Source organism: Pyxidicoccus xibeiensis, assembly GCF_024198175.1.
GTDB lineage: Bacteria > Myxococcota > Myxococcia > Myxococcales > Myxococcaceae > Myxococcus > Myxococcus xibeiensis.
Window position 1 is genome coordinate 46,263 of sequence record NZ_JAJVKV010000019.1, and the last position, 24,993, is coordinate 71,255.

General features: G+C 70.7%; 25 protein-coding genes. 16 read left to right on the forward strand and 9 right to left on the reverse strand.

All coding sequences use genetic code 11. The features are described from left to right. Positions 1-153 precede the first annotated feature (153 nt). Both LXT23_RS44090 and LXT23_RS44095 read right to left on the reverse strand, forming a co-directional pair. A complete protein-coding gene (locus LXT23_RS44090) occupies positions 154-1,008 on the reverse strand; it encodes an ATP-grasp domain-containing protein (protein ID WP_253986520.1) in 855 nt (284 codons plus the stop codon). A 72-nt stretch (positions 1,009-1,080) separates the two neighbouring features. Beyond that, positions 1,081-1,371, reverse strand: coding sequence for a DUF6289 family protein (locus LXT23_RS44095; RefSeq protein WP_253986521.1), 291 nt, complete (start codon positions 1,369-1,371; stop codon positions 1,081-1,083). A gap of 290 nt (positions 1,372-1,661) precedes the next feature. On the opposite strand from LXT23_RS44095, the gene sitA6 reads away from it, so the two are divergent. Both sitA6 and sitI6 read left to right on the forward strand, forming a co-directional pair. Beyond that, positions 1,662-2,123 carry a SitA6 family polymorphic toxin lipoprotein gene (sitA6, locus tag LXT23_RS44100; protein ID WP_253986522.1) on the forward strand — a complete coding sequence of 154 codons (462 nt, stop codon included), beginning with the start codon at positions 1,662-1,664 and terminating at the stop codon, positions 2,121-2,123. Positions 2,124-2,149: 26 nt separating this feature from the next. Beyond that, entirely contained in the window at positions 2,150-2,875 is a 726-nt protein-coding gene (sitI6, locus tag LXT23_RS44105; RefSeq protein ID WP_253986523.1) for a SitI6 family double-CXXCG motif immunity protein, read from the forward strand. Positions 2,876-2,879: 4 nt separating this feature from the next. On the opposite strand, the gene LXT23_RS44110 is transcribed toward sitI6, so the two are convergent. The 3 genes from LXT23_RS44110 to LXT23_RS44120 are packed head-to-tail and all read right to left on the reverse strand — an operon-like array spanning position 2,880 to position 5,420. Further along, positions 2,880-3,779 carry a DMT family transporter gene (locus LXT23_RS44110; protein ID WP_407692957.1) on the reverse strand — a complete coding sequence of 300 codons (900 nt, stop codon included), beginning with the start codon at positions 3,777-3,779 and terminating at the stop codon, positions 2,880-2,882. A 44-nt stretch (positions 3,780-3,823) separates the two neighbouring features. Continuing rightward, positions 3,824-4,843: a tRNA epoxyqueuosine(34) reductase QueG gene (gene queG, locus LXT23_RS44115; RefSeq protein ID WP_253986525.1), complete on the reverse strand. Its 1,020-nt coding sequence runs from the start codon at positions 4,841-4,843 to the stop codon at positions 3,824-3,826. 16 nt (positions 4,844-4,859) lie between these two features. Then, positions 4,860-5,420 carry a cob(I)yrinic acid a,c-diamide adenosyltransferase gene (locus tag LXT23_RS44120; protein ID WP_253986526.1) on the reverse strand — a complete coding sequence of 187 codons (561 nt, stop codon included), beginning with the start codon at positions 5,418-5,420 and terminating at the stop codon, positions 4,860-4,862. Between the two features lie 151 nt (positions 5,421-5,571). On the opposite strand from LXT23_RS44120, the gene LXT23_RS44125 reads away from it, so the two are divergent. Both LXT23_RS44125 and LXT23_RS44130 read left to right on the forward strand, forming a co-directional pair. Next, positions 5,572-6,366: a thymidylate synthase gene (locus LXT23_RS44125; RefSeq protein WP_253986527.1), complete on the forward strand. Its 795-nt coding sequence runs from the start codon at positions 5,572-5,574 to the stop codon at positions 6,364-6,366. Continuing rightward, positions 6,363-6,854, forward strand: coding sequence for a dihydrofolate reductase (locus LXT23_RS44130; protein WP_253986528.1), 492 nt, complete (start codon positions 6,363-6,365; stop codon positions 6,852-6,854). The genes LXT23_RS44125 and LXT23_RS44130 overlap by 4 nt, the downstream gene beginning before the upstream one ends. Here the strand turns inward: LXT23_RS44130 and LXT23_RS44135 are convergent. Further along, positions 6,845-7,186 carry a hypothetical protein gene (locus LXT23_RS44135; RefSeq protein ID WP_253986529.1) on the reverse strand — a complete coding sequence of 114 codons (342 nt, stop codon included), beginning with the start codon at positions 7,184-7,186 and terminating at the stop codon, positions 6,845-6,847. The two genes, LXT23_RS44130 and LXT23_RS44135, sit on opposite strands and share 10 nt — an antisense overlap. 152 nt (positions 7,187-7,338) lie before the next feature. On the opposite strand from LXT23_RS44135, the gene LXT23_RS44140 reads away from it, so the two are divergent. From LXT23_RS44140 to LXT23_RS44150, 3 genes are all read left to right on the forward strand, one after another. Further along, positions 7,339-7,686 carry a hypothetical protein gene (locus tag LXT23_RS44140; protein ID WP_253986530.1) on the forward strand — a complete coding sequence of 116 codons (348 nt, stop codon included), beginning with the start codon at positions 7,339-7,341 and terminating at the stop codon, positions 7,684-7,686. 62 nt (positions 7,687-7,748) lie between these two features. Further along, positions 7,749-9,599: an FTR1 family protein gene (locus LXT23_RS44145; RefSeq protein WP_253986531.1), complete on the forward strand. Its 1,851-nt coding sequence runs from the start codon at positions 7,749-7,751 to the stop codon at positions 9,597-9,599. A 37-nt stretch (positions 9,600-9,636) separates the two neighbouring features. Next, positions 9,637-10,374 (forward strand): GlsB/YeaQ/YmgE family stress response membrane protein, encoded by a 738-nt coding sequence (locus LXT23_RS44150; protein WP_253986532.1) that lies wholly within the window; start codon positions 9,637-9,639, stop codon positions 10,372-10,374. 1 nt (position 10,375) lies between these two features. On the opposite strand, the gene LXT23_RS44155 is transcribed toward LXT23_RS44150, so the two are convergent. After that, positions 10,376-11,902 (reverse strand): MBL fold metallo-hydrolase, encoded by a 1,527-nt coding sequence (locus LXT23_RS44155; protein ID WP_253986533.1) that lies wholly within the window; start codon positions 11,900-11,902, stop codon positions 10,376-10,378. Continuing rightward, positions 11,899-13,194 (reverse strand): HD domain-containing protein, encoded by a 1,296-nt coding sequence (locus LXT23_RS44160; protein WP_253986534.1) that lies wholly within the window; start codon positions 13,192-13,194, stop codon positions 11,899-11,901. The genes LXT23_RS44155 and LXT23_RS44160 overlap by 4 nt, the downstream gene beginning before the upstream one ends. A 148-nt stretch (positions 13,195-13,342) precedes the next feature. On the opposite strand from LXT23_RS44160, the gene LXT23_RS44165 reads away from it, so the two are divergent. The 5 genes from LXT23_RS44165 to LXT23_RS44185 all read left to right on the forward strand — a co-directional run bounded on the left by LXT23_RS44165 (position 13,343) and on the right by LXT23_RS44185 (position 19,281). Then, positions 13,343-14,422, forward strand: coding sequence for a D-alanine--D-alanine ligase family protein (locus LXT23_RS44165; RefSeq protein ID WP_253986535.1), 1,080 nt, complete (start codon positions 13,343-13,345; stop codon positions 14,420-14,422). Further along, positions 14,334-14,801 (forward strand): GNAT family N-acetyltransferase, encoded by a 468-nt coding sequence (locus LXT23_RS44170; RefSeq protein ID WP_253986536.1) that lies wholly within the window; start codon positions 14,334-14,336, stop codon positions 14,799-14,801. The genes LXT23_RS44165 and LXT23_RS44170 overlap by 89 nt, the downstream gene beginning before the upstream one ends. Before the next feature lie 80 nt (positions 14,802-14,881). Further along, positions 14,882-16,381 (forward strand): transglutaminase-like domain-containing protein, encoded by a 1,500-nt coding sequence (locus LXT23_RS44175; protein ID WP_253986537.1) that lies wholly within the window; start codon positions 14,882-14,884, stop codon positions 16,379-16,381. Positions 16,382-16,516: 135 nt separating this feature from the next. After that, on the forward strand, positions 16,517-17,770 hold the full coding sequence (locus LXT23_RS44180) for a hypothetical protein (RefSeq protein ID WP_253986538.1): 1,254 nt from the start codon (positions 16,517-16,519) through the stop codon (positions 17,768-17,770). Between the two features lie 197 nt (positions 17,771-17,967). Then, complete coding sequence (locus LXT23_RS44185) at positions 17,968-19,281, forward strand: polysaccharide deacetylase family protein (RefSeq protein ID WP_253986539.1); 1,314 nt, start codon at positions 17,968-17,970, stop codon at positions 19,279-19,281. A 33-nt stretch (positions 19,282-19,314) separates the two neighbouring features. On the opposite strand, the gene LXT23_RS44190 is transcribed toward LXT23_RS44185, so the two are convergent. Further along, complete coding sequence (locus tag LXT23_RS44190) at positions 19,315-21,408, reverse strand: thioredoxin domain-containing protein (RefSeq protein ID WP_253986540.1); 2,094 nt, start codon at positions 21,406-21,408, stop codon at positions 19,315-19,317. Between the two features lie 252 nt (positions 21,409-21,660). Here LXT23_RS44190 and LXT23_RS50540 point away from each other — a divergent pair, with 252 nt between their 5' ends. The 4 genes from LXT23_RS50540 (at position 21,661) to LXT23_RS44215 (ending at position 24,986) form a co-directional block, all read left to right on the forward strand. Then, positions 21,661-22,278: a C40 family peptidase gene (locus LXT23_RS50540; RefSeq protein ID WP_323379154.1), complete on the forward strand. Its 618-nt coding sequence runs from the start codon at positions 21,661-21,663 to the stop codon at positions 22,276-22,278. A 130-nt stretch (positions 22,279-22,408) separates the two neighbouring features. Then, positions 22,409-23,371 (forward strand): prenyltransferase, encoded by a 963-nt coding sequence (locus LXT23_RS44205; protein ID WP_253986541.1) that lies wholly within the window; start codon positions 22,409-22,411, stop codon positions 23,369-23,371. Next, the gene (locus tag LXT23_RS44210) at positions 23,368-24,093 is read left to right on the forward strand and encodes a ferrochelatase (protein ID WP_253986542.1); all 726 of its coding nucleotides are present in this window, start codon (positions 23,368-23,370) and stop codon (positions 24,091-24,093) included. Before LXT23_RS44205 ends, LXT23_RS44210 begins: the two co-directional genes overlap by 4 nt. Continuing rightward, positions 24,090-24,986, forward strand: coding sequence for a prenyltransferase (locus tag LXT23_RS44215; protein WP_253986543.1), 897 nt, complete (start codon positions 24,090-24,092; stop codon positions 24,984-24,986). The genes LXT23_RS44210 and LXT23_RS44215 overlap by 4 nt, the downstream gene beginning before the upstream one ends. Positions 24,987-24,993 lie beyond the last annotated feature (7 nt).

Here is a 24,993-nt window from a genome sequence, read left to right on the forward strand (position 1 = left end):
CGTGCCAGCAGGGCGCGGTCCGCCTTCGCGAAGGTGGGGGCTGGACCGCTTGAACAACGGGCACACGGAAGCGGAGGTGAGGGACTCGCCAGCGGCCTGATTGCGACCCGCCTGGTGTCTCGACAAGCCGGGGCGGGACAGCATCACCCACCTTCACCGGGTCGGCGCGGTGCGCTCCCGCTCCACGTCCAGGACGTTCTGCCAGAGCGCGAAGGGAGAGCTGCCCGCGTAGCCGCTCTCCTGGCCATCATTGCACTCGATGACAATCCAGCGGCCGGACACCTCCTGCGCCACGTCCACCACCAGGAAGGGCACGTCCAGCCGGCGCGCCACCTCGCGCCCCAGCCCGAGTGCCTCGCGCTGCTCGTGTGCCGTCATCGTGTACGGCGAGCCCTGCCACCAGTAGGGCCCCCACCCGACCAGCTCGCCCCGCCACCAGAAGGTGCGGAACTCGAACGAGCTGGGAATGCGGTCCGGCGCACCCTCCTCCACCCGGCGCAGCGGCCGCAGCTCCCGGCACACCACCCGCTGCCAGTGGAGGATGGAGTCCTTCGCGTACACGTCCATGGCGTGCCGGAACTGCTCCGGGCCCTCGATGATGGACAATGACTTCTGGTGCCGGCTCGTCTGCCGCTCCCCTTTCACGAACACGGGCCAGCCCAGCAGCCGTTCCACGGTCTCCGCGTCCGGCCGCTCGTCGAACCAGACACTGCGTGGCGTCAGGTCCGTGAGCTTCGGGTACCAGTGCGGCAGCTCCGTCGCCAGCAGGTGCTGCTCCGGCGAGTGCACCAGCCGCACGCCCTCCGCCTCCAGCTCGCGGTAGCGCTCGGAATAGTCGTTCCACGCGCCCGCCCGCGCGATGGCCTCTACCGGCCCTGGCAGCTGGTACGGCCGGCGGCACGCGAAGAACCGGTCGAAGGCGAAATCGTAGATGCCCTTCCCCGTGGGCGCGGTCAGCACCCACAGCCGGTCCTCCACGTGCAGCAGGTCTTCTCCCGGACGGAGCATCCGGTGAGTCTACGCGGTTTCTTCAGGGGCCCAAGGCAGGGCCCTCTCGGACGCGGAAGACGTCTGCCCCGCCTACGAGCAGATGAAAGAGATGTCCGTATAGTAGGGCGTCACCTGGCCCGACTGCGTGATGTACCCCGCGCAGTCGTAGTGCCAGGCCCCCACCCAGGTCGTCTTGGCCGCGTTGCTGTAATAGGTCCGGTGCTGGCCATACCGCACATCCCCACCGGGCTCCACCTGCTGCTGCTCCACCGTACTCACCGCGGCCGCGGGCTCCACTTCCTCTGACTCCTGTTCGACCGGTCCACCACAGGCGACGGCAAGCAGCGCGGACAGCCCAACGACCCAACGGGACAGCATCATGAGGTGCTCCTTGTGAGGAGTATCGATGTTGCAGATGCAATGATAACAAGACCTGGCGGCTGGCGGCCACCGGGCCTCCCCCACCAGCGTCAGGTGCCTCCGGCCCTGAGTGCAGTGAAGCCCCTCAGCGTGAGTCGGCATCCTGGCGCCACGAGCGACCGGCGTCCGCGCTCCGGAACACCTGGAGGGAACCGTGTGAAGCCTCCTTCCGTGTGTCGGGCGCCCCGCGCGCCAGGGCCCACCATTCGGGACGGTAGTGACGCGGACGGACGGTACCATCCAGGGCACCCATGACTACGCTTTCGCGATTTCGCCTGCTGTCGCCGGTACTGTCCGCGCTGTTCCTCTGTGCATGCGCTTCGTCCACGCCCGGTGCGCATTCCTGGGTGAACGCGGAGCGTGCGGAGGACTGCGACCACGCTGACGAAGAACAGTGCGTTGCCGTGGCCTGTGAAGCTGGAGACTGCGGCCTTTTCGACTGTGAGGACAATGGCGTCGACATCCACAAGTTCACCATCCTCATCCCGGAGCACATCCACCGGCAGATTCACAGCGGCACGGGTCGCGGCGGCAGGTGGAACCAGGCATGGCAGGAGTATCGGTTGGCTCAAGGCGGCCGTTCCGTGACGCCAGAGGAACTGCATCGCAAGGCTGTTGAGCTGATCTTCCGATTTGAGCTGACTGGACCCGTCGTGCCCTATAACGCTCCCGTGGGCCCGTATCAGTCAGCCCCAACGTTGCGGAATCCCTGATGCCCGGGCCAACACGGAGAGGAACCGTGAAGTTCTACCAAGCCATCGATGACGCCTCGGCAGGTTACACGGGCGACCTTGATTACGCGGTGAACAAGTGGAGCCTACCGGGAGCGCAGCCCTGCCCCACCTGCCGCAGAGGAGGAGGTACCACCGGGCTTCACTACCCCTGCGTGGATCTCTCCGGCCTTCCCCCGAACGAACTCGAGAAGTTGACCGCTCCATTGCCGGTTCCCCAGGATGAACTCACCCGCTTGACCGAGCTGGTACGGCCGTTCGCGCCCTCATGGGCCCTCCTGAAGCCAGGAGCCGCATTTGGCCCGCTGACGGGTAAGGCCTCAGGTCGCTTCGGACAGCTCTGCCTGCAACCACCGTGGACGCTCCTGCTTCGCCGTGAAGCGTTGGAGGCGTTACAGGGCGCTGGAGTTCGCGGTCTCCAGGGCTGCCCCATCCATGTGAGCTTTCGCGGCAAGAACGCGCCGGAGTTGCTGGAGCTGCAGTTGGAACTGCACGGTCGCATCCATCCGGACTGCCTTCCGCAGGACCAGCAGCCACGCTGCCCTACGTGCGGCAACGATATGCTCAAGCTCCCGAATTCCATCGTCCTCGAGGCCGCGTCGCTACCTGAGCACGTGGATGTGTTCCGCATGGCTGACGCCTGGACGGTCGTTCTCGTCACCGAGCGCTTCGTGGACGCGGTGGCGGGACTGGGGCTGGACGGAGTGACCTTCCGCGAGCTGGAGACCCGCTGAGCGCCTACGCCGCCTGCCGTCCCGGCTCTGGGTGAACCGGCTCCGCCGGAGGTGGCCGCACGTGCGCCCCCTGCGTCAGCCGCACGCCCAGCAGCACCAGCACGCCGCCCACGGCAATGGCCCAGTGCAGCGACTCGTCCAGCAGCGCCCACGCAGCCACCGCGGTCGCCGCCGGCTGGAGGTTGGAGAAGATGGCCACCTTCGACGCCGGCACCTTCGACAGCGCGTAGTACCAGATGAGGTAGGCCACCACCGACGTCAGCAGCCCCAGGTACACGATGGAGCCCTTCGCCACGGTGCTCGCCGCCAGCACCGCGTCGGGCTTCGCCACGAACGGCGCCAGCGGCAGCATCAGCAGCGTGGACGCCACCATGCTCCACGCCGTCGCTCGCACCGGCCCATGAATGGACACGAACGGCTTGCCCTCCGTCGTGTACACCACCCACGCCGCCACCGCGCCCAGGATGAGCAGGTCCCCCACCAGCGAGCCGCTCGCCTCCGCCAGCCCGCGCCCCAAGAGCAGCACCACCACGCCCGCGAACGCCGTGCCGATGCCCGCCATCGCCCGCACCGAGGCCCGCTCGTGCCCTCGCGCCAGGCTCAGCAGGTACACGCCCAGCGGCGTCAGCGCATACAGCAGCGCCGCGTGCGCCGCCGTGGACTGCGACAGGCCATAGAAGAAGAACCCCTGGTTCACCGGCCCCGCCAGCAGCCCCAGGAACAGCACCCGCTTCCACTCGTTGCGCGGCGGCAGCGTGGGCCCCGGCGTCAGCCACAGCAGCACCACGAACACCGAGCCGCTCAGCAGGAAGCGCCACATGACCACCGTGAGCGGCGGCAGCTCCGTCATGGCCCGCTTGCCCGCGAGGTACGTGCCGGCACTGATGAGGACCTGCACGCACATCAACGCGTACACGGTGCCCAGCGAAGAGGCGGCTGTCGAAGAAGTCAGGGGTCGAGCTGGCGAAGCGCCCATTGCGCCGCAGTACGTACCAATTCACTCGAATCGCCGCAGAGCTTTTCGAGCAGGTACCGCGCGTCCGCCTGCTTCGCGACGCCCAGCGCATACACCGCGTTGCGCCGCAGCCCGTCGTACCGTGCGCGTGCCAGCGCTGTACCGGAGACCAGCGATTCGTACTGTGCTGGTGTCAGCCCCGCGAGCTCCAGCGTGCCCAGCTCCGCCACGGCTCGCGGCGCGAAGCGCGGATTTTCCGCGAACACCGGCTTCCGGTTGAGCGGGCACACCTGCTGGCAGATGTCGCAGCCGAAGATGAGGTTGTCGAACTTGAACCGGAACGCCTCGGGCACCTCGCGGTCGCGGTTCTCAATCGTCTGGTAGGAGAGGCACGCCCCCGCGTTCACCTGGCCGTTGCCCACCAGCGCGCCCGTGGGACACGCCATCAGGCAGCGCCGGCACGGGCCGCACCGGTCCGCCGCCGGCCCCTGCCAGTACGCGTCCACCTCCGCGTCCAGGATGAGCGTGGCCAGCAGCACCCACGAGCCGAAGGGCTCGGTGATGAAGCACCCGTTCTTCCCCACGTAGCCCAGCCCCGCGCGCGCCGCCCAGACCTTCTCCATCAGCGGGCCGCTGTCCACGCTGCCGTAGGTGCCCAGGCCGGGGTGGCGCGCGGTGAGCGTCTTGCGGAACGCCTTCATCCGGTCCCGCAGCGTGGAGTGGTAGTCGCGGCCGCGCGCGTAGCGGGCAATGGGCGAGCCCTGCGTCTGCTCATCGTCCCGCCAGTAGTTGTTCACGAAGGAGATGACCGTCTTCGCGCCAGGGAGCAGCGTCGCCACGTCCAGGCGCTCGGCGGCCCGCTCTCCCATCCAGTCCATGTCCGCCGCGTAGCCGGCCTCCAGCCACTCCATGAGGAAGGCGGGGGGGATGGGCTCCGCGCGCGAGAAGCCCACCAGGTCGAAGCCGACCGTACGGGCAAGCTCGCGGAGCTCGGAGGTGGGGAGCATGTTCATGCGTCGTCGCCTGCGGCTACTTCGTGGGCTTCTCCGGAATCCACTTCACGTCCTGCACGCCCGCCCGGTGGTTGGCCAGCCGCGCCATGACGAAGAGCAAGTCGGAGAGCCGATTCAGGTAGACCACCACGGCCTGCGGAATCTTCCCCTCGCGCAGCAGCGGCACGGTGCGCCGCTCCGCGCGCCGGCACACGGTGCGCGCCAGGTGCAGCGCGGCGGCGGCCTGCGTGCCTCCCGGCAGGACGAAGTGGGTCATCTTCGGCAGCTCCTCCTCGAAGCGGTCGATGGCGTGCTCCATGTCCTCCGCCCACTCCGCCTTCAGCTCGGGAATGTACGAGGACGCCTTCGTCCCCGTGGGCGTGGCCAGCACCGCGCCCAGCGTGAAGAGCTGGTCCTGCAGGCGCAGCAGCAGCGCGTCCATGTCCGTGGGCATGGGAAAGCCGCGCGCGAGGCCAATCGTCGCGTTCAGCTCGTCCACCTCGCCGTACGCGTCCACGCGCGCATCGTCCTTCGCGACGCGTCCACCGCCGAACAGACCGGTCTCCCCGGCGTCCCCGCTCTTCGTGTAGATCTTCATGGCCCCGGCTTCTAACGGTGCGAAGCGAGTGGAGTCCACGGGAAGGAGCACGCGGGGCTACATGGCTGTGCGGCGCTGTACGCGGGGCGTCCTGACGACAGTCGCACAGTCCGCACTTGGCAACGCGTGGAAGGCGATCGTACATGGCTCCATGCAGCCCTATCTGTCACTGCTCGAGCACGTCCTCGCCCACGGGACGAAGAAGGGCGACCGTACCGGCACGGGCACGCTCAGCGTCTTCGGCCATCAGCTGCGGTTCGACCTCACGCAGGGCTTTCCGCTCGTCACCACGAAGAAGCTCCACGTGAAGTCCATCCTCCACGAGCTGCTGTGGATGCTCGCGGGCGACACCAGCGTGCGCACCCTCCAGGCCCAGGGCGTCACCATCTGGGACGAGTGGGCCAACGCCGACGGCAGCCTGGGCCCCGTCTATGGCCACCAGTGGCGCTCGTGGACGGCGCCGAACGGCGAGCACATCGACCAGATGAAGGTGCTGGTGGAGGGGCTGAAGAAGAACCCCGACTCGCGCCGGCACATCGTCAGCGCGTGGAACGTGGCGGACCTGCCCGGCATGAAGCTGCCGCCCTGCCACGTGCTCTTCCAGTTCTACGTGGCCGACGGGCGCCTGTCCTGCCAGCTCTACCAGCGCAGCGCGGACCTCTTCCTGGGCCTGCCGTTCAACATCGCGTCGTACTCGCTGCTGACGATGATGGTGGCGCAGGTGACGGGCCTGAAGGCCCACGAGTTCATCCACACCATCGGCGATGCGCACCTGTACCTCAACCACGTGGAGCAGGCGAAGCAGCAGCTCGCGCGCGAGCCCCGGCCCCTGCCGCGCATGCGCATCAACCCGGAGGTGAAGGACCTCTTCACCTTCAAGTACGAGGACTTCACGCTCGAGGGCTACGAGCCGCACCCCGCCATCAAGGCGCCCGTGGCCGTATGAAGCTGTCCGCCATCGTCGCCATGGCGTCCAACCGCGTCATCGGTGCCGGCAATGCACTGCCGTGGCGCCTGCCCGCGGACCTGGCCCGCTTCAAGCGCCTCACCATGGGCCACACGCTGGTCATGGGCCGCAAGACGTACGAGTCCATCGGCCGCCCGCTCCCGGGCCGCACCTTCATCGTCGTCACCCGGCAGCGGGACTTCGCGCCCGCGGGCGTGCAGGTGGCGCACTCGGTGGATGCCGCGCTGGAGCAGGCCCGCGCGCGCGGTGACGACGAGGTGTTCATCGCCGGCGGCGCGGAGCTCTACGCCCAGACGCTGGAGCGCTGGAGCCGGCTCTACCTCACGCGCATCGCCCGCGACTTCCCCGGCGACACCCTCTTCCCCGAGGTGGACCTGTCCGGCTGGCGCCTCATCGTAGAGGAACAGCACCCGGAGGCCGAGCCGCCCTTCGCGTTCCTCACCTACGAGCGCGACAGTCACTTGTAGAGGCGGAAGAAGCGGAACGCCTTCGGCCACTCGCGGCGCGGCTTGAAGGCGATGGCCACCTCCTGCCCGCCCAGCGAGGACTCGGTGAGCACCACGTGGTCCTCGCACGCGCGACCCTGCTCGAACTCCGCGTCCGACACCCGGCACACCGCCTTGTAGAAGGGGCCGGAGAGCCACTCGGCCACCTCGGGCGTGTCCTTGAACTTCAGGTACGCCGCGAGCGACGCATGCGCCGCCGCCAGCACGGCATGGCCGGTGGGCAGCGACTCGCGGAGGAGGATGTACATCTTCAGCGGTGCGGCGGGCTTCGGGGCGGGGACATCCGGGTCCATGTGCGTCTCTCCCTGACGCCATACCGACGCCCCGGGTCTGCCCGGCTGACGGGCCTGCCTTCCGGCGCCCCCTCCCCAGGGAGTACCCATGCGAGCAAGGGGCATGTGCGCTGTCTGCTGGCGTACTCCCGGTACGTGCCCACCTCCACGGCATGGATACCGCCCTCACCTCACGTACCGATGGAACTCCCTGGCGGCTCGCCGCCCTGGCCGGCGCGGCCACGCTCACCGCCGCCAACACCGCGGCGCTCATCACCACCCTGAGGCTCGCACCCACCCTCCGCCTCTTGCGCCGGGGCCCCCGCCCCCGCGTCTTCCCGGCGCTCGTCACGGGCGCCACCGCCCTGGGGGCCCTCGCCGTGGGCGCCCTCAGCGTCGGTGCGCTCGCCATCGGCGCCCTGGCCGTGGGCCGCCTCCGGGGCGGGGACTGGAAGCTGGACAGCCTGCGCATCCGCTCCCTCCAGGTGGAGCAGTGGACCGCTGTCCCCGCGGGGGCTTGACGCATTTTTGATATTGACTCGCAAAATTGAAATACAATCCCTCGGCTGGTAGACCGAGGGGCATGAATCGCGTTGCCTCGCTCGTGCTGTGTCTGCTGTTCGCGTTGCCTCTGGCGGCCCGTGCCGAGGGCGACGCGGAAGAGCGAACCTGGCACCGGCTGGTGGGCATCCTCCAGTACCTGGAAGCGGACTACCCGCTCGCCATCGAGTCCCAGTCCGCGTTCGAGCTGGCGGAGCAGAAGAGCTTCGCGGCGGAGGCGGTGGACGCGGCGCGAGGGCTGGGTCCGGCGGCGGAGGCGTTCCTCCCGCGCGTGCTGGCCATCCAGGCCCGCGTGGACCAGGCGCAGGACGCGCAGGGCGTCAGCCAGGACTGTGGCGCACTGGTGGAAGACCTCGTCCTGGCGGGAGGCCTCGCCCGCAGCCCGCGCCGGGCCCCGGACCTGAAGCAGGGCGAGGCGCTCTACCGCACCAACTGCGCGGCCTGCCACGCCGCGGACGGCAGCGCGAACCTGCCCATCGCCGCCACCATGGAGCCGGCTCCCGCCAACTTCCAGGACCCGGAGCTGATGGGCGGCCTCACCCCCTACAAGGCCTTCAACACCACCAGCTTCGGCGTGCCGGGCACCGCGATGCCGGCCTACCCCACCCTCTCCGAGGAGGAGCGCTGGTCCCTGGCCTTCTTCGTCTTCACCATGCGCCTGCCGGCGTGCGAGGGCACCCCGCCGCAGGCCTCCCTGGAGCGGCTGGCCAACTCCACCGACGAGGACCTGGTGAAGGCCTTCGGCCCGGAGCACCTGGCGTGCCTGCGCCGGAAGCTGCCCACCGTGGACGAGGAGCGCTCGCTGCTGGCGGCGCGCGAGGGCGTGCAGGAGGCCATGCGCCAGGGCGCCGCCGGCAACCCCGCGGCCGCCAAGGCGGCGATGCTGGACGCGTACCTCAACGGCCTGGAGCCGGTGGAGCCCAAGCTCAGCTCGCGCGACGCGGCGCTGGTGGCGAAACTGGAGCGCGCCTTCCTCCAGACGCGGCTGGCGGCGGAGAGCGGCAGCCCCCACCTGCAGGACGAGGGGCGCGAGCTGCTGTCGCTGCTGGACCAGGCGCGCCGCGGCTCGGGCAGCGCCACGGACCTGGTGTCCACGATGTGGCTCACGCTGCTCATCCTGCTGCGCGAGGGCTTCGAGGCCACCATCATCGTCGGCGCGCTGCTGGCGGCCCTGCGGAAGATGCAGGCCACCCAGCACGTGCGCGTGGTGCACGCCGGCTGGGTGTCCGCGCTCGTGGTGGGCGCCATCGCCTATGTGCTGGGCCGGCACCTGCTGGCCGGCGCGCAGCGCGAGTGGATGGAGGGCGTGGCCGCGCTGCTGGCCGTCGTCATGCTGGTGTACGCCGCGCTGTGGCTCAACGCGCGCTCCAACATGAGCCACTTCATGGGCGAGCTGCGCCAGAAGATGCAGGGCGCGCTGGGGCGCGGCAGCATGACGGGCCTGTTCTTCATCGCCTTCACCGCCGTGCTGCGCGAGAGCTTCGAGACGGCCATCTTCCTCCAGGGGCTCGCGCTGGACTCCCCGGCGGGCGTGGCGTGGGGCTCGCTGCTCGGCGTGGTGGCGATTCTGGCGCTGGTCCTCTTCGTCAACCGCATGGGCTACCGGCTGCCGATGAAGACGCTCTTCAACGTGTCCACCGTCATCCTCGTCGCCACCGCCGTCATGCTGCTGGGCAAGGGCCTGCACTCGCTGCAGGAGGTGGGCGCGCTGCCGCTGGTGCCCGTGCCCTTCGTCACCGTGGACCTGCTGGGTCTCTACCCGGACGCGGTGTCGCTCGTTCCACAAGTCGTGCTGGCCGGGGTGCCGCTGGCCCTGGTGCTGCTGCGCCGCAAGGGCCGGGCGCAGCGCGTGTCCGAGGCCTCCGCCGGCTGAGGCGACGGCGGCCCCGCCATGCGGTAGCGTGGCCCGGGTGAAGCCTTCGCGTGTGCTCTCCACCTGGCTGGCCGTCCTGCTCCTGACCGGCAGCGGCATGGCCTCCGGCCAGGAGGTCCCCCAGGAGGAGCCGGCCCAGGCGCCCACCCCGGAGCTGACGCCCCCGCCGCTCATCCCCGTGCCCGCGCCGGGGACGTCCGACACCCCCTCCCGCACGCCGCCTCCCGACGAGGAGGCCCCCCGCACTCCCCCGCCCGCCCCCGAGGGGGCCCGGCCGAGCGTCGCCGCCGCGCGCCCGGAGGACCCGGTGCCCCGGGTGGCCGTGGAGCTGGTGGGCGGCACCGCGGGGGGCGTCGTGGTGGGGACCCTGGGCCTGGTGGCGGGCTACCTGCTGTCGGCACCGACGGTGGGCTGTGACGAGTGCCGCGTCGTCTCGCTGGTGGGCGGCTTCACCGGAGTGCTGGTTGGCATCCCCACCGGGACGTGGCTGGGGGGGCGGCTGATGGGCGGCAGGGGCCAGTTCCTCGCCACCGCGGGCGGCAGCCTGGTGGGCTGGGGCGGCGCGCTGCTGGGCTCGCTCCTCATGGGGGCCAGCGCCGAGGACGACGCGCTCGCGCTGGCCCTGCTGGTGCTGCCCGTGGCGGGCGCCGCGACGGGCTATGAGCTGTCCCAGCCCGAGGCCCCCGCGCCCCGGGCCTCGCAGAGCCTGCGGGTGATTCCGCTCGCGGCGATGACCGAGCGCGGCCCGCGCCTGGGGTTGATGGGCCGCTTCTGACTCAGACGCGGAAGTACTGGAAGGACTCCTCGCGCACGCGCCCCTCTTCCATCAGCTTCTCCAGCGTGGCCAGCGCGCTGCGCTCCGCCACCGGGTGCAGCAGGGGCGGCGTGTCCGCGTAGGCCGCCGCCACCACCTGCGCCAGCGTGGCGCCCTCGGCCGGCACCGCCTGGAGGATGAGCGACTCGCGCTGGGCGCGGTGCTTCAGGTACTCGTCCAGCTTCGCGGGCCCGTCCGGAATCGGCGGCCCGTGCGCCGGGTACAGCGTGCCGACGGGCCAGTCCCGCAGCCGCGTGAGCTGCGCCAGGTAGTCGCGCATGTTCCCCTCGGGCGGGTCGATGACGATGGTGCCGAGGCCCGCCACCATGTCGCCCACCACCGCCGCGCGGCTGCGCGCATCCACCAGGCAGATGTGGCCCTGGGCGTGGCCGGGCGTGTGCAGCACGCGCCAGCGCTGCGGCACGTCGCCCGCCAGCTCCAGCACCTCGCCGTCCTCCAGCAGCCGCTCCACCGGGAAGTCCAGCCGGTCCGCCGTGCGCGCGTGGCACCACAGCGGCACGCCCAGCCGCTCCTTCACCGCGCGCGCACCGCCGACGTGGTCCCCATGGTGGTGGGTGAGCACCACCGCCACCGGACGCAGCCCCTCCGACTTCAGCCCCGACAGGAGCGACAGCAGCTTCGCGTACTGCTTCACGTCCGCGGCGCCCGGGTCGACAATCAGCAGCTCGCCGCTGCCCAGCACGTACGCGTTGGTATGCGCGGCCGGCGGCAGCGTGGGCGTCTCCAGGGCAATCACCCGCACGCCCTGCTGGAACTCGATGCGCTGGGCCACGTAGCCCGGGCAGTACGGCGGCGTCGTCATCCGCGCCCGCGCGTCCGCGTCGTCCGTGAAGCTGCCCAGCACCTGGAAGGCGTGCAGCGCGGGCGGGTGCAGCAGCGCCGTGCCGTCCCCCCACCGCGCCAGCGCGTCCGCGGGCTTCACCCACGCGCCCTCCGCCAGCTCCCCGGGCCACCACTCCGCCCGCGCGTGCTCCGGCGCCTCCACCAGGTAGAAGCGCGTGTCGAAGCGCACCGGCTGGGACGGCGGCGTCACCCACCGGCCCGCCGCCCGGAAGTCCTCCGCCCGCAGCGTGAGCCCCTCCGCCTTCAGGAGCTCTCCCCACCCCTGCTCCCCCGCCAGCAGCGCCTTGCGCAGCGCGCCCACCCGCTCGGGCGGCAGGGCCTCCGCGCCCTCGGCCACCAGCACGCCGGCCTCCTCGAAGAGCTCACGCGCGGCGGCCGAGCGCAGCGCCGCCTCCTCTCCGGTGGCGCCCTTCACCGGCACGTCGGCGTCCGCCGCGTCCAGCTTTCCCCCCGGGAAGGCGTAGAAGCCGCCCGCGAACGCGAGCTGCCTGCCGCGCTTCACCCAGAACACCTCCACGCCCGGGCCGACGCGCCGGTACAGCACGGCCACCGCGGACGCGCGGGGCTCGCTGGGGGTGTGCATGGCGTCCAGGCCGAGGCCCAGACCGGGGAGACGCTCACTCATGGTTGCACCGTCTGGCCGAGCAGCCGGCCCATCAGCTCATGTGCCCTGTCCGCCTGGTCCGGCCGCACGTACAGCCGCACCAGGCGCACCGCGCCACTGTAGCGCTGGTACAGGGGCGTGTAGCGAGCCACCTCCGTCAGCCGCCCGGTGGAAGCGTCGATGATGAACAGGCTCGGCCCCCCGCCCCCCGGGCCGGAGGTGTACTTGCTGAGCACGTTCTGCGACTCGACGACGTAGTGCTCGAAGTTGTGGGACACCAGCGCGCTGCGCAGCACGTCCAGGTCGTACCCCGTGTCGCGCTCGGTGAACTGCGCCAGCAGCTTGAAGCCCTGCCGCCGGCTGATGCGCTCCGCCCACCGGTTGCTCGAGCGGCGCAGCGCGTACCAGAGCGCCGCGTCGTCACAGAGGAGGAAGTCCTCCGGGTCCGCCGGTATCTCGAACTCGCCGGGCGACTCCTCGTAGTAGCGCCGCAGCATGTAGTCGAAGTTCACCGAGGTGTGGTGCAGGTACACCGACACGAACATGTGGTAGCGGCTGAGCAGGAAGTCCTCGAAGGCGAACGCCGCCGCGCGGCTCAGCGCCAGGTAGGCCCGCCCGTCCTTCACCGCCGGGTTCAGGTTGCCGATGATCCAGTCCATGTCGTACCGGCCGTAGTTGACTCCCGTGTAGAAGGAGTCCCGCAGCAGGTAGTCCATGCGGTCCGCGTCCAGCTCCCCGGAGACGATGGCGCGCAGGAGCGGCGCCCAGTCCACGCCCTGGTGCGTGAAGCCCGGGTCCTTCGGCGGCCGGGCGCCCGTTATCAGCGCCACCGCCGCCATGGGGGTGATGCCCAGCGAGCCGAAGTGCCGCTCGATGATGGGCGTCAGCGAGCTGTCGAGGAGAATCTTGGCGGTGTAGTCCTCGTGGGTGGCCAGCTCCCCTTCCGCCGTGGCGTCCAGCCAGGAGGGCAGACGCAAGAGCGAGCGCTTCGGCGCAATGCGCTCCGAGGCGTGGGACAGCGGCATGTGCCCCAGGTCATGGCAGAGCACCGCCAGCCGCACCGCGGCACAGAAGCGCTCGCGCACCTCGTCCGGCAGCGTGGAGCGCGCGGCCACCGCCCCGAAGACGCGCGAGGCGACGTGCATGGCGCCCAGGGAATGGATGTGGCGGGTGTGCGTGGCCCCAGGGAAGGCGAGGTCCCCGAAGCCCAGCTGCCGCACGTAGCGCAGCCGCTGGTAGTGGCGGCTGTCGATGACGGCCTTCTCCGGGTCACTGACCGGGATGGTGCCGTGGATGGGATCGCGGATGCGCATGGTTCCCTTTCCATACTCCTGGTTACCCCCGCGGGAGGTAGCCAACCGTACTTCATACCCTTCTGGGAGGTAGCCCAGGAGGTAGCCAACCGTCACGCACGGACTGGGATCAATGCAGGGGACGTGGTAACCCTCCCGGCACCTACGAATGCACATCATCCTGCTGCACAACCGCGACCACGACCTCCTCGAGGACGACCCCGGACGGGAGGCCCGCGAGGATGTGGTGCGTGTCGCCTCGGCCCTGGCCGAGGTCCTCTCCACCGGCGACACCCTGGCCGAGCCGCTCGCCATCGAGGGCGACCGGCTGGACTTCGTGGACACGCTGCGCCGGCGCCAGCCGGACCTCGTCGTCAACCTCTGCGAGTCCCTGGCGGCCGACAGCCGCGGCGAGATGGCGGTCCCCTGCCTGCTGGACGCGCTGGGGCTGGCCTACACCGGCTCGTCCGCCCTCTCCCTCGGACTGGCGCTGCACAAGCCCAAGGCCAAGGAAGTGCTGAGCGCCCGCGGCGTGCCCACCCCGGGCTTCCGGGTGGTGCAGCGCCTGGAGGACGCGCTGGCCGTGGACCTGCCCTGGCCCCTCATCGTCAAGCCCGCGCGCGAGGACGCCAGCGTGGGCGTGACGGACAGCTCGGTGGTGTACGAGCGCGCCGCGCTGGTCCGCGCGTGTGACGCGGTGCTCCGCGAGTTCCACCAGCCGGCGCTGGTGGAGCAGTTCATCCCGGGACGGGAAATCTACGTCCCGCTGCTGGGCAACCAGCCGCGCCAGCCGCTGCCGCTGATGGAGATGCACTTCGGTCCTACCTTCGAGGACCGGCCCAACATCGTCTCCTACACCGCGAAGTGGGAAGAGGATTCGCCGGAGTATCGCGACACGACGAGCGGCCCGTGCCAGCTGGACGCGGCGCTGGAAGCCCGCTGTGTGCAGGTGGCAATAGAAGCTTTTGCAGCACTGGACTGTCAGGACTATGGACGGGTCGACCTCCGGGTGTCTCCGGAGGGCGTGCCCTACGTCATCGACATCAACCCCAACTGCGACCTCCACCCGGGCGCGGGGTACGCCAAGGCCGCCAAGGCCGCTGGCATGGACTACCCGGCCCTGGCCGCCCGGCTGGTGGAGGTCGCTCTCGAGAGAGCACATGGACATCCGGCCCATCGTCGCAAAGGACAGGGAGCCCCTCGCCGCGCTGATTCGAAAGATCGAAACCTTCTCGCCGCAGGAGGTTGAGGTCGCCATCGAGCTGGCGGACATCGCGCTCACACCGGGCAACACGGACTACTCCATCGTGGTCGCCGACCGCGGCGGGCAGCTGGTGGGCTACGTCTGTTACGGCCCCACGCCCATGACGGAGGACACATACGACTTGTACTGGATTGCCTCCGCTCCCGAGGTCCGGGGACAGGGCGTGGGCGCCGCGCTGGTGTCCGCCATGGAGGGGGACTTGCGCCGCCGCAACGGCCGCCTCATCCGCGTGGAGACGAGCGCCACGGAGGCCTACGGCCCCACGCGCGGCTTCTACGCGTCCATGAAGTACGGTGAGGAGGCGCGCATCCGCGACTTCTACAAAGTCGGGGACGACCTCATCATCCTCACCAAGCGGCTGTAGTCCCCGCTGTTGGTTCCGCGAGGACACGGCGCGCCGGGCGGTTGAAGACAAAGGCCCCTTCCCTCGTTAGAAGGGGCGTGATGACCCGTCCGCTCCGACTGACGTCCCTGGCCGTCGTGTCCCTGTGCGCCCTGCTGGCGGGCGCTCCGTCCGCCCTGGCGCAAGCCGCGGCTCCCCCGTCCAAGGCCGCCCCGGCGAAGGCCGCGGTGTCGGACGTGGTGAAGGCCGCCCGCCCCAAGGGGGGCGAGTACTTTGGCCTCTACCTGATGGACAAGAAGGTGGGCTGGCTCTTCACGGACCTGGAGCTGCTGCCGGGCGAGCCCGCGCGCGCGAAGGCCACCAACCAGCTCGTCTTCAAGGCCATGGTGGGCACGCGGGTGTCCGAGCGCGTGCACCGCGAGGAGCGCGTCTACGAGGCAAAGCCCGGCGGGCAGCTCCTCTCCTTCACGGTGACGCAGCAGGGGGACGGCGGCGACCAGACGCTGGTGGGCACGGCCACGCCCGAGGGCGTGCGCGTGGTGCGCAAGCGTCCGGGCCGTCCGGACGAGACGCTGAAGACGCTGCCCCCCGCGAAGGAGCGGGTGGAGGACGCGGACCCGGCGCGCCTGGCCCTGCTGCGCAAGGCGAAGGTGGGGGGCTTCACGCTGGACGGGCTGGACCTGGAGACGTACGGCATCGTCACCACGGTGGAGCCGCCGGAGCAGCGGGTGGTGAACGGGGTGAAGGTGAAGCTGGGCAAGGCCAGCACCCTGTCGGAGAAGGAGAAGGTGCCGGTGACGGCCTACGTCACCCAGCGCGGGGAGATGGTGCTGGTGGACTTCGGCACGACGATGCAGGCGCGCAAGGAGACGGAGGCCGTCGCCAGGCGGCTGGACCTGGTGGAGGTGTTCGGCCTCACCCGCATCGTCCTGCCCAGGGCGCTGCCCGAGGCCGCGCGCGCGGTGCCCGGCCGCGTCACCCTCGTCGTCCAGGGGCTGCCGGAGAAGTTCCGCGTGCAGACGTACCGGCAGCAGTTCAAGGCGCTGCCGGACGGACGGGTGGAGGTGACGCTGTCGGCCGCGGCGCCGAAGACGCGCCAGCCCCGGCCGCTGGTGGACCCGGACGGTGGGGAGAACCTCAAGTCCACCCTCGTCGTGGAGAGCGACGCCCCGGCCATCGTCGAGCTGTCGAAGAAGGTCATCGGCGAGGAGAAGGACGCGTACGCGGCGGCCCAGAAGGTCAACGCGTGGGTGTTCAAGAACCTGGAGAAGGACTACGGGGCCAGCGCGGACCGGGCCACGGACGTGCTGAACCAGAAGCGCGGGGACTGCACGGAGCACTCGCTGCTGGCGGTGGCGATGCTGCGCTCGGCGGGGATTCCGGCGCGGCGCGTGGACGGCGTCCTCTACATGATGAACGCGGACGGCGTGCCCGCCCTGTACTGGCACGAGTGGGTGGAGGCCTTCGTGGGTGAGTGGACCCAGCTGGACCCCACCTTCAACCAGCCGGTGGCGGATGCGACCCACTTCGCCTTCGGTGAAGAGGGCAACGCGGAGATTACGCCCCTCATCGGCGCGCTGAAGGTGACGGACGTGAAGTGAGTGCAAGCCCGCACCGCGCGTGGGGGTCGGTTCGACCTGGGTAGCGCCGAGCCCCCGCCTGGAGGGCTCTAGCAAGGCGTCGTGTGTTGGACTATTCAGCGGCCAGCCTCAACAACATCAGAGGGGGGCCAATCCATGAAAAATCTGAAGAAGGCAGTGGTGGTGCTCTCGCTCGCGGCGGCTACGGGCTGCAGCAGCGGGGGCGAGGGTCGCATCGTGGGGTTCGTGGTGGATGGCCAGAGCGGCCAGCGCATGAACTTCTTCAAGGCGGACGAGGGCAAGAACAACCTGGAGGACGACGACGAGTCGAAGTCCCAGGTGTACGCCATCATCGAGGGTGAGTTCCGCCGGGCGAAGCCGTGTGGCTCGGGCGACCTGAACCAGGAGAACTCCATCGAGGCGGACGGCTGCTATCAGATTGATGGCATCCCGCTGGGCGAGGAGTTCCCCATCATCGCGCAGGCGCCGGGCTACGAGCGGTTCCTGGGCCGCTATACGATGCAGACGTGGAACGAGGAGTTCGAGCACGAGGGCGCGCAGGAGGTGGTGAACCTCCGCGTGTTCCCCACGGGCTTCGCGGTGGACTACCGCTTCCTGGTGAACCTGAACGGCCGCGCGGTGCCGGACGCGAAGGTGAACTGCCAGTACCGGCTGGAGCAGGGCAACTTGCTGCAGACGGCGGGCAACTTCCTGCCGCCGGAGGCCACGGGCAGCACGACGGTGAGCGCCGTCACGGATGCCAACGGCCTCGCAGTCATCCCGGGCGCGCAGCTCGTCAATGGCGCTACGTACCACTGCGAGGCGGTGCTGCCCGGCGCGGTGGACGGCCGCGTGCTGTCGGGTCAGTCGGACATCACCGCGGGCATGAGCCAGCCGGAGCAGGCGATGTCCGTCAGCACCTCTGCCTCGACGGATGACAACTTCTACGCGGTGTTCTCCAACGCGGACGACCCGGACACCCTGCATGGCCAGACTGGCAAGCTGGTCGTCACCTTCAACCGGCCGGTGGAGATTGCGCCCCGGACGGCGGACTGCCAGGTGGCCCAGTTGTCCACGTTCGACCGTGACAACGATGGCGTCATGGGTCGCTTCGTCACCGACGTGGCGGGCAACAACGCGTCGGAGACGGTGACGGCCGAGGTGTCCGCGGATGGCCTCACCCTGACGGTGGGCTTCAAGCAGGCGGAGACGCCGCTGGACGCGGATGACCGCAACACGCTGGTGGCGTTCAGCGGCATCATCGTGCGTCCGCGCGGCGCCGCGGACAGCATCAATGTGCGCTACATCGGCGCACTGGGGAACTGCACCGAAGCCAACGTCTACGGCAACGCCCAGTCGCTGCGCAGCGTCCGGGGCGGTGGCCAGGCAGACACCATCCGGCTGTTCTAGTTCTCATCGCCAGACGTGAGTGACACCGCGGGGCGCGGGGCCTGAGAAGGCCTTCCGCGCCCCGCGTGCGTTCGCGCCTCAGGCCACGGAGCTTCCCCGCTGGCCGAGCGCCCCTGCGGCTCCGACAGGCAGCGTCACACCCGCCCCCCGGTGACTCCCTCCCAGCGAAGAGAACCGTCCACTCAAAGGGGGACACCATGGGAACCATCGCTCTCGCGCCAGGGCAGGTCGTCGTCTCGCTGAACTTCGACGACTGTCTGGCCAGTCAGTTCCAGGCCGCCGCCATGCTGGAGGCCAGGGGCATGCGCGGCACCTTCTTCATCAACAGCGGCAAGCTGGGACAGTCCGGCCGCCTCACGCTCGAGCAGGTGCGCGCCCTCCAGGACGCCGGCCACGAGATTGGCGGCCACACCCTCTCCCATCCACGCCTGACCGAGCTGTCCCCGGACGACCAGCGACGCGAAATCTGCAACGACCGCGTGGCCCTGCTCAACGCGGGCTTCCGCGTGACTTCGTTCGCCTACCCGTTCGGCGACAAGGACTCCGTCACCCGGCAGATTGTCATCGACTGCAACTACAACTCCGCCCGGGAGAGCGGCGGCCTGCGCAGCCCCTCCGGCAGCAGCGGCAATCCCTACGCCGAGCCCGTCCCTCCCGCGGATGCCTTCGCGATTCGCACCCACGGCTCCGTCCAGGACACCACCAGCCTGTCCACCCTCCAGGCCTACGTCACCCAGGCCGAGAACAACGGCGGCGGCTGGGTGCCCATCGTCTTCCACCACATCTGTGGCCCCTGCAACCCGGCCCAGACCTACTCCACCTCGCCCGCCACGCTCGCCGCGTTCCTCGACTGGCTGGCCCTCCGCGCCACGCGAGGCACCACCGTCGCCCTCATGGACACCGTCATCGGCGGGACGCTGAGGCCGCCTGTCAGCGGACCTCCCGTCGTGAGCCCCACGCAGCTGTTCAAGAACCCCTCGCTGGAGACGGACAGCAACGGCGACGGCACACCGGACTGCTGGCAGCGCGGTGGCTTCGGCACCAACACCTTCACGTGGAGCCGCACGTCCGATGCCCACAGCGGGAGCTGGGCGCAGCAGCTGCGCATCACCAGCATCTCCAGCGGCGACCGCAAGCTCCTCTCCACGCAGGACAGCGGCACGTGCGCCCCGGCCGCCGTCACCGGCCACCGCTACCGCATCTCCGCCTGGTACAAGTCCACCACGTCGGTCCGCTTCAAGGCGTACTACCGCAACAGCTCGGGCGTCTGGGACTACTGGACCCAGGGCCCCCTGCTGCCGGCGACCAGCAGCTACACCCGCGCCGAGTGGACCACGCCGTCGGCCCCCAGCGCGGCCCGCTTCCTCAGCCTCGGCATGTCGCTGGACCGCGTCGGCACGATGACCGTGGATGACTTCACGCTCTCCGACCTCGACGCGACCATGGCCCGCTCGGACACCTACGAGTACCCCGGGCTCGAAGCCGAGGCCGAAGCGACGGCGCACCCCTGAGCGCCCACACCTCCACCGGGGCCCGGTCGAACCTCAGGCCCCGGTGGGAGCCGCCACCAGCCGCCCCGCCAGCGCCTCTGCCTCCGTGAGCGGCCGCTCGCAGACGAAGCCCCGGCACAGGTAGGCCGCGCCCCTGTCTCCCACGGGCTCACGGCCCTCGAGGATTTCCGCCAGCAGTGGCGGCACCGGCGCCCCGGGCTCCTTCCAGCCGAAGGCAAACGTGGGCGCATACACGCGGTTCGCGGAGGCCAGCAGCGGCGCCACCGCCTCGCGCGTCCCGGCGAAGGTGACGCCCGCCGCGCCGTCGAGCAGCGCGTCCGCCGCCAGCCCCAGGTACCCGTAGGCCATGGGGTTGCCCACCAGCCCCTCACGCATCCGCGCCACGTACTTCTCCGGCAGCTCCAGGTGCCGCTTGTCACCCGTGAGCGCCGCCAGCGCCACCTGGGCCTCCGTCAGCGTGGAGGCTCCCGAGGGAAACGCATTGTCGAAGAGCCCATACGTCGCCACCACCAGGTCCTTCTGCCCCCGGGGCGCCGTGAGGTACGCCCCCTTCCGCGCATCCCAGAACAGCTCCACCGCGCGCCGCGCCAGCGCGTCCGCTGCCTCCAGGTACTTCACGTCGAAGGTGGCCTGGTAGAGCGCCGTCAGCCCCGAGGCCAGGTCGCCGTAGTCCTCCAGGAAGCCGTCGATGCGCGCCTGTCCCTCCTGGTACGAGCGCGCCAGCCGCGTCCCGTCCCACAGCTTCGCGAGCACGAAGTCCGCCGCGTCCGCGGCCCGCCGGGCCCAGTCCGGCCGCTCGAAGACGCGCGCGGCGAGCGCCAGCCCGCGAATCGTCAGCCCGTTCCACCCCGCGAGAATCTTGTCGTCGCGCCCCGGCTTCACCCGCTGCTCGCGCGCCTCGAAGAGCGCCGTGCGCGCCGCGGCCAGCTCCCGCTCCAGCTCCGCCACCGGAACCCCACGCTCGCGCGCCAGGTCCTCCACCGGCACCGCCACCTCCAGCACCGTGGCGCCTCCCTCGAAGTTGCCCTCCGGCGTGATTCGGAAGTGGCGCTGCACCAGGTCCTTCCAGGCCGGGGGCAGGACCGCCTGGAGCTCCTCCGGGCGCCAGACGAAGAACTTCCCCTCCTCGCCCTCGCTGTCCGCGTCCTGCGCCGCGTAGAAGGCGCCGCCTGCGTCCGTCATCTCCCGGTGCAGGTACTCCACCGTCTCCTCCACCACCTTGCGCCACAGCGGCCGGGGCTCCACCTGCTGCGCCTCCGCGTACAGGTGCAGCAGCTGCGCGTTGTCGTAGAGCATCTTCTCGAAGTGCGGCACCAGCCACCGCGCGTCCACCGAGTACCGGTGGAAGCCTCCGCCGAGCTGATCGTAGACGCCGCCCAGCGCCATGCGCTCCAGCGTGAGGAACACCGCGTCCTTCAGCGGCGCGCCACCGCCGCGGCGCCAGGCGCGCAGCAGCAGCGCCACGTTCATCGGGTTGGGGAACTTGGGCGCGCCGCCGAACCCGCCGTGCACCGGGTCCACCTCTTGCGCCATGCGCCGGCCCAGCTCCACCACGTCCCCGGCGGACAGCGTGCCGGGTGCGGCGTCCAGGCCGTAGGCGGCCAGCTCGCCCAGGCCCTCCTCGAAGAGCCGGGCCTGCTTGCCCACCTCTTCCCGCTTGTGCGCCCACGCCTCGCGCAGCGACGCCAGCAGCCGGGGGAAGCCGGGGCGTCCGAAGCGGTCCTCGGGCGGGAAGTAGGTGCCTCCGTAGAAGGGCTTCAGGTCCGGCGTGAGGAACACCGTCAGCGGCCAGCCGCCGCCCTGCCCCATCAGCTGCACCACGCCCTGGTAGAGCTGGTCCAGGTCCGGCCGCTCCTCGCGGTCCACCTTGATGTTGATGAACCCCTCGTTCATCTGCCGGGCGATGTCCGGAGACTCGAACGACTCGTGCGCCATGACGTGGCACCAGTGGCAGGCCGAGTAGCCCACCGACAGCAGGATGGGCTTGTCCTCGGCCTTCGCGCGGGCGAGCGCCTCCTCGCCCCAGGGGAACCAGTCCACCGGGTTGTGGGCGTGCTGGCGCAGGTACGGAGACGGCTCACGGGCCAACCGGTTGGGGGAGCCTGACTGCGAAGAGGGGGCGGCCATGGGGACTCCGGGGAAGAGGGCCTCAGTGGGAGATACGGAGCCGCTCGCGGCCGAGCAAGCAGTGAACGCCGGGAGACAGGTCGCGCAAATCGCGCCAGGTCCACGCAACCCTGGACATCTTCTCCCGACAATCCAGGAAAAATAGGCCGCCCCCCACGCCTGCTGGAGTTGCCCATGTCCCCCAACGTCTCCGCTACCGGCTCTCGCAAAGTTTCCACTGCCGCTGCCTCCGCGCTGCCGGCCACCGTGCGCATGGGCTCGAAGGGCCCGGTGGTGGCGGACCTGCAGCGCCGGCTGGCCGCCGCGGGCTTCAACCCCGGCAAAGCCGATGGGGACTTCGGTCCGAAGACGAAGGCCGCGGTGCTGGCCTTCCAGCGCGCCAAGGGACTGACGGCGGACGGCATCGTCGGGCCGAAGACGTGGGGCGCCCTGCGCGCGGGCGGTGCGAAGCCGCCCCCCTCCAACCCGGGCCCCACCGGTCGCGGCACCGCGGAGACCTTCGTGCAGAAGGCGCTGTCCCAGGCAGGGGACCGCTACATCTTCGGCGCCGAGGTCAACCTCAACGACAAGAACCCGAAGGCCTTCGACTGCTCGGAGCTGGTCCAGTGGGCGGCCCACCAGGCCGGCGTCAGCATCCCCGACGGGACGATGAACCAGCTCCCGCACGTGAAGAACAAGGGCACCACCATCTCCGTGGCCGAGGCGCTGCGCACGCGCGGCGCGCTGCTCTTCCGTCCCGGCCACGTGGCCATCAGCCTCGGCGACGGGCGCACCATCGAGGCCAAGGGCAGCGCCTACGGCGTGGGCATCTTCAGCGCCCACAACCGCGGGTGGACCACCGGCGCGCTCGTGCCGGGCCTGAAGTACTGAAGCGCAGTCCCCCGACACCGGCTTCCCAGGGCCCTGGCGGCTTCCGCCAGGGTTCGACAGGGGCCTGCCGCCTTCCTTGCTAGCGAGCGGGGAACAGCACATGTTTCCCGTCCTCAGGGAGACGGGACTCATGCATGTCGAGTCGATGGGCCTCGCGGAGCGCTGGTGGTACGCCCTCAAGCCCGCGAGCTGGCCGAAGGTGTTCGTCCCGGCCGTCCTCGGACAGGCCGTGGGTGCGGTGCATGCGGGAGGCCCCTCCGCGCGGGCGCTCGCCTTCGGTGTGCTGTGGATGGTGGCGGACGTGGCCTTCATCGTCCTGCTCAACGACTGGGGCGACAGGACGGTGGACGCCCTCAAGCGCCAGATGTTCCCCAGGGCCGGCTCCCCCAAGACGATTCCGGACGGCATCCTCCCCGCCAGGGCCCTGCTCGTCGCGGGGCTGGGCGCCGGGGTGGTGGCGCTGCTGATAGCCGCCGTCGCCGGGGCCGTGCTGGAGCGCCCGCTGCTGCTGCCCATCGCCGCGCTCGCCCTGTTCGTCTTCATCGCCTACACGCTGCCTCCGCTGCGGCTCAACTACCGGGGCGGCGGCGAGCTGCTGGAGATGGTGGGCGTCGGTGGCGTGCTCCCCGCGCTGCACGCGTATGCGCAGTGCGGCCAGTGGGCGCCGGCGTGGCTCGTGGCACTGGCGCCGGGAATGCTCGCGATGGCGCTGTCGAGCGCGCTGGCCAGCGGGCTGTCCGACGAGGAGAGCGACCGCGCCGGAGGCAAGCGCACCTGGGCGTCGCTGCGAGGCAACGCCGCGGCCCGCCGGGGCTCGGAGGCCCTGCTGGTGCTGGGCTCGCTGCTGTGGTTCGGGGCACCGTGGATGGCCCGCGAGGCGCCTCCGCCGGCCGCGGTGATTCCCGCCGCCTCGCTGGTGCTGTTCTTCGGGGTGCGCGCCTGGCGCCGCAGCCCGGACGCGGTGACGAATGCCTTCGGCGCGCAGTCCGCGTACAAGCTGGAGCTGCACCGCGCCATCTGGTGGGGGACGCTCACCCTGTCCGGCATGCTGCTGCTCGTCGGCCGGGGCCCGCTCGGAGCGCAGGCCTCATGAACCCGTTGCCTGATGCCCTGTGCGCCCGGCTGGAGGCGCTGGAGCCGCTGCTTGGCGCGCGCGCCTCGCTCTCTCCAGAACGGGAGCGTGCCCCCACTCCGCGCGAGCTGGCGGAGCGCGTGGCGGCGGGACAGGAAGACGTCGTGCGCCTGCGGGCCTTCACCGAGGGGCTCTGCGACATCGTCCAGGCGCTGGTGGAGAACTTCCCGCACAACATCTTCTGGGACCTCGACTACCCGGCCCGCTGTCTGTGGGACGCCGGAGGGCCGCGGGAGATGGAGGCCTTCGCCCGCAGGGTGATGACGCTGTGCCACGGCTTCGGCGTCAAGTCCGAGCTGCGCTTCCGCTACGCGCACGACTTCCTCTTCGGCTACGACTGGGCCCGCTGGGTGATGCGTGAGCCCGAGCAGCGCGCGGCCATCCGCCCCTTCGATGCGGCCTTCCTCGAGTACCTGGAGGGCCGGCGGGAGTCGCTGCTCGCGCTCATCGCCAATAACGACGCGAAGTACTCGCAGCTCCAGGGCGTGGAGTACCGCAACCCCTTCGGCTTCGCGCGGGAGCCGGACGAGGAGACGCGGCTGCACCGGGCGCTCGCGCGGGAGGGCCACATCCCCGTGAAGGCGTGGCGGCTGGAAGGCGAGCCCCGGTGGGATTTGCCCTTCGCCGACCTGCGCACGGAGGCGGCCCGCCGCCTGGGCCTGTCGCGCGAGGGGCGTCCATGACGGCCCTCCGGGCCTGGCTCCAGGCCTCGCGGCTGCCGTCGCAGTCCTATATCGCGCTGCCCTTGCTGCTCGGACAGCTGGTCGCGGTCCGCCTGTCGGGGCACCCGCTGGACATGGCAACGCTGGTCGGAGTGCAGCTCTTCGGCGTGCTGGACCAGCTCTTCATCGTCTACGCCAATGACTGGGCGGACCAGGAGACGGACCGCCGCAACCGGACGGCCACCGTGTTCTCCGGCGGCTCGCGGGTGCTGGTGGAGGGGCGACTCTCGGCGCGTGCGCTCGGCATCGCCGCGCTCGTCTGCGCGGTGGGACTGCTGCTGGTGTCGGTGGGGCTCGCGGTGACGCGTGGCGTGCCGCTGCTCGTGCCCCTGGCATTGGTGGCGCTGGCACTGCTGTGGGCCTACAGCTACGCGCCGTTGCGGCTCTCGTACCGGGGCGGGGGCGAGCTGCTGCAGATGGTGGGCGTCAGCGGCGTGCTCCCGCTCTATGGGTACCTCGCGCAGGGAGGAGCGCTCGGCCGCTTTCCCTGGTGGCTCGTCGCGTGCCTGCTGCCCACGCACCTGGCCTGTGCCATCGCCACCGCGCTGCCGGACGAGCCGTCCGACCGCGAGAGCCGGAAGCTCACCCTGCCCGCGCGCGTGGGCGGTGAGCGTGCCGCGTGGGTCATCCTGGCGCTGAATGCCCTGACGCTGGCGCTCGCGCCGCTCGGGCTGGCGGCGGTGGGCCTGCGCGCGGACGCGTGGCTGCTGCTGCCCGCGCTGGCGGCCGTAGGGGTGGTGCTGACACGTCCCGCTCCGCCCGGCTCGCGGCGCATGCTGCTGCGCGTGGCGGCGGCCATTGGCGCGACGACGGCCATGGTCTGCCTTCCCCTCGTCGGCCTCGCATTGGGCTGAGGCACGC